The sequence below is a fragment of the Dietzia sp. Cai40 genome (assembly GCF_014145165.1).
Classification (GTDB): domain Bacteria; phylum Actinomycetota; class Actinomycetes; order Mycobacteriales; family Mycobacteriaceae; genus Dietzia; species Dietzia natronolimnaea.
In genome coordinates this window covers 1-3,055 of sequence record NZ_JAALEB010000447.1, presented here as the reverse complement: position 1 = coordinate 3,055, position 3,055 = coordinate 1, and the positions used below count along the sequence as shown (strand labels likewise).

The 3,055-nt window shown below is 72.0% G+C and carries 2 protein-coding genes and 1 pseudogene; all 3 read left to right on the top strand.

Features of this window, described 5'->3' with window-relative positions:
* Positions 1-397: pseudogene (locus tag G6022_RS15370) on the top strand (CbiX/SirB N-terminal domain-containing protein); the annotation flags it as partial.
* Between the two features lie 45 nt (positions 398-442).
* Entirely contained in the window at positions 443-2,629 is a 2,187-nt protein-coding gene (ureC, locus tag G6022_RS15365; RefSeq protein WP_182639166.1) for an urease subunit alpha, read from the top strand.
* A partial coding sequence (locus G6022_RS15360; RefSeq protein WP_277819509.1) for an urease accessory UreF family protein occupies positions 2,626-3,055 on the top strand: 430 nt, incomplete at its 3' end. The genes ureC and G6022_RS15360, both read left to right, overlap by 4 nt.

Below are 3,055 nucleotides of genomic sequence, written 5' to 3'. Positions count from 1 at the left end.
GTTCGCCGACGCGGAGCTGTTCCGCCTGGCCCGGCTCGCGCGGCAGTACGGCCGGCCCGGGTTGGTCGAGGTCGCGTTCCACGGCGGTACCGAGCCGGACCCCGACCTGGCCGGCGGTCTCGCTCGGCTCGATGCGCTCGGGTCGGAGCGCCCGGTGGTCGTGAGCGCCACGTTGGCACCGGCGCCGGTCACCGGCCGGGACCTGCCCGGCGAGGGCGAGTACCTCCTGGGCCCGGCGGTGTTGCGCAGCGTGATCGACACCCGCGTGCGCGAGGCGGTCCACCGGCTCGATCACGGACGGGACGGCATCGACGCGGCACTCGACGCCGAGGACGGCCACGGTTACGCCCACTCCCACGTGGCGGCCGACGGCAGCGTCCACACCCACTCGCACTAGCCCCCACTCCACCAACCCACCACCGCACCGACCCCGAGGAGCGCGATGTCCGGATCCGGGAAGTACCAGTACGGCGACGGCGACATCACGCTGGGCGCCGGGCGCGCGACCGTCGAACTCGCGGTGACCAACACCGGCGACCGCGCCGTCCAGGTGGGCTCGCACTACCACTTCTTCGAGGCCAACCGCGAGCTCCGGTTCGACCGGCCCGCCGCCTACGGGCGCCACCTGGCGATCGGCGCGGGCCTGGCGGTGCGGTTCGAACCCGGTCAGACCCGCACGGTGCGGCTGGTGGACTACGCCGGCGAGCGCGTCTGCCACGGCTTCTCCGGGCTGGTCGACGGTCGTCTCGACGATCCGGCCGTGCGTGAGCGGGCGATGGGGCGCATGCGCGACGGCGGGTTCCTCTGCGACAGCGCGGACGTGGCCGATGACGACGACAACGAGGCCCGGCCGCCCGCGGACGGTGTTCCCGTCGCCGAGGGCCCGCCGACCGTGCTCCCGCGCGCGACCTACACCGACATCTACGGACCCACGGTCGGGGACCGACTGACGTTGGCGGACACGGTGTTGACCGTCGAGATCACCACTGATCACAACGCCGTCACCACCGACGGGACGTCCGGCTACGGCGAGGAGGCCGTCTACGGCGGCGGCAAGGCGATCCGGGACGGCATGGCGCAGGACCCGGCCGGCACGCGGGCCTCGGGCGCGCTCGACCTGGTAATCACCGGGGCCACGATCCTCGACGCCGTGATCGGCGTGGTCAAGGGCGACATCGGGATTCGCGACGGCCGGATCGTGGCCGTGGGCAAGGCCGGGAACCCGCACCTGCAGGACGGAGTGCACCCCGAGCTGGTGATCGGCCCCGGCACGGAGGTGGTGGCGGGCGAGCACAAGATCGTCACCGCCGGGGGAGTGGACACCCACATCCACTTCATCGCCCCACAGCAGGTGGACGAGGCCCTGTCCAACGGGGTGACCACCATGTTCGGCGGAGGGACCGGCCCGTCCGAGGGCACCAAGGGGACCACCTGCACGCCGGGCGCCTGGAACATCGGCCGGATGCTGCAGGCCGCCGACGGGCTGCCGGTGAACATCGGGATCCTGGGCAAGGGCAACACCTCCCAGCCCGAGTCGGCGGTCGAGCAGATCGTGGCCGGGGCGGCCGGGCTGAAGATCCACGAGGACTGGGGGACCACCCCGGCGGCCATCCGCTGCGTGCAGGAGGTCGCCGACCAGTACGACGTGCAGGTCGCGATCCACACCGACACCCTCAACGAGTCCGGCTTCTACGAGGACACCCGCGCCGCGTTCGGCGACTCGACCATCCACACCTTCCACTCCGAGGGCGCCGGCGGCGGCCACGCGCCCGACATCCTGCGGGTGTGCGGCGAGCCCAACGTCCTGCCCGCCTCCACCAACCCGACGCTGCCGTACACGGTCAACTCGGTCGACGAGCTGCTCGACATGGTGATGGTCTGCCACCACCTGTCGCACGACATCCCCGAGGACGTCAGCTTCGCCGACTCCCGCGTGCGGGCCGAGACCATCGCCGCCGAGACCGTGCTGCACGACGAGGGCATCATCTCGATCTTCTCGTCGGATTCGCAGGCGATGGGTCGGATCGGCGAGTCCTGGCAGCGGGCGTTCCAGACCGCGCACCACTGCCGCGTCGAGCGAGGGCCGCTGCCCGAGGACACCGACCGCAACGACAACGAGCGCGTGTTGCGCTACGTCGCCAAGATGACCATCAACCCCGCCATCGCCGCGGGCATCGCCGACCACCTGGGCTCGATCGAGCCAGGCAAGCTCGCGGACCTGGTGGTGTGGCCGGTGGACTCGTTCGCGGCCAAGCCGTCGCTGATCATCAAGGGCGGGATGATCGTGTGGGCGCCGATGGGCGATCCCAACGCGTCGCTGCCCACGCCGCAGCCGGTGATCTACCGGCCGATGTTCGGCGCGTACGGAGGGGCGTTGCAGTCCACGCGGGTGACGTTCCTGTCCTCCGCGGCGATCGAGGCCGGCGTGCCAGAGGAACTGGGCCTGACCTCGCCGTGCCTGCCCGTGCGCGGCTGCCGCGGGATCGGCAAGAAGGACATGGTCCGCAACGACCGCTGCCCGACCATCGAGGTGGATCCCGAGACCTACGTCGTCACCGTCGACGGCGAGCCCGCCACCATCGCCCCGGCCACCACGCTGCCGCTGGCCCAGCTGCACTACCTGGCATGAGCGGCACCGATCTGTCGCGGCTGCTGCTCGCGTTGCAGTTCACCGACTCGTCCTTCCCCTCCGGGATGTACACCCTGTCCCACGGGCTCGAGGGGCTGGCCCAGCGCGGGGAGGTCGACGCCCGGCGCCTACCGGAGGTGCTGCACTCGATGCTGCGCCACGCCATCGGCCCGGCGGACTCGGTCGCGCTCGCGCTCGCGTGGGCGGCTACCCGCGAGCACGGGGGCCGTGACACGGACGCACTGCTGGACGCGGTGACCCGCATCGACCGGCGACTGCACGCCACCCGGCTGACGCGGGAACTGCGCGACGGCGCCACCCGCACGGGAAAGCAGGTCCTGGACCTGGCGGCCGAGCTGCTCGACGACCCGGTGGTCAGCGTCTGGAACGCGCACGTCAGAGCCCGCCGGTCGCCGGGGTCCCAGT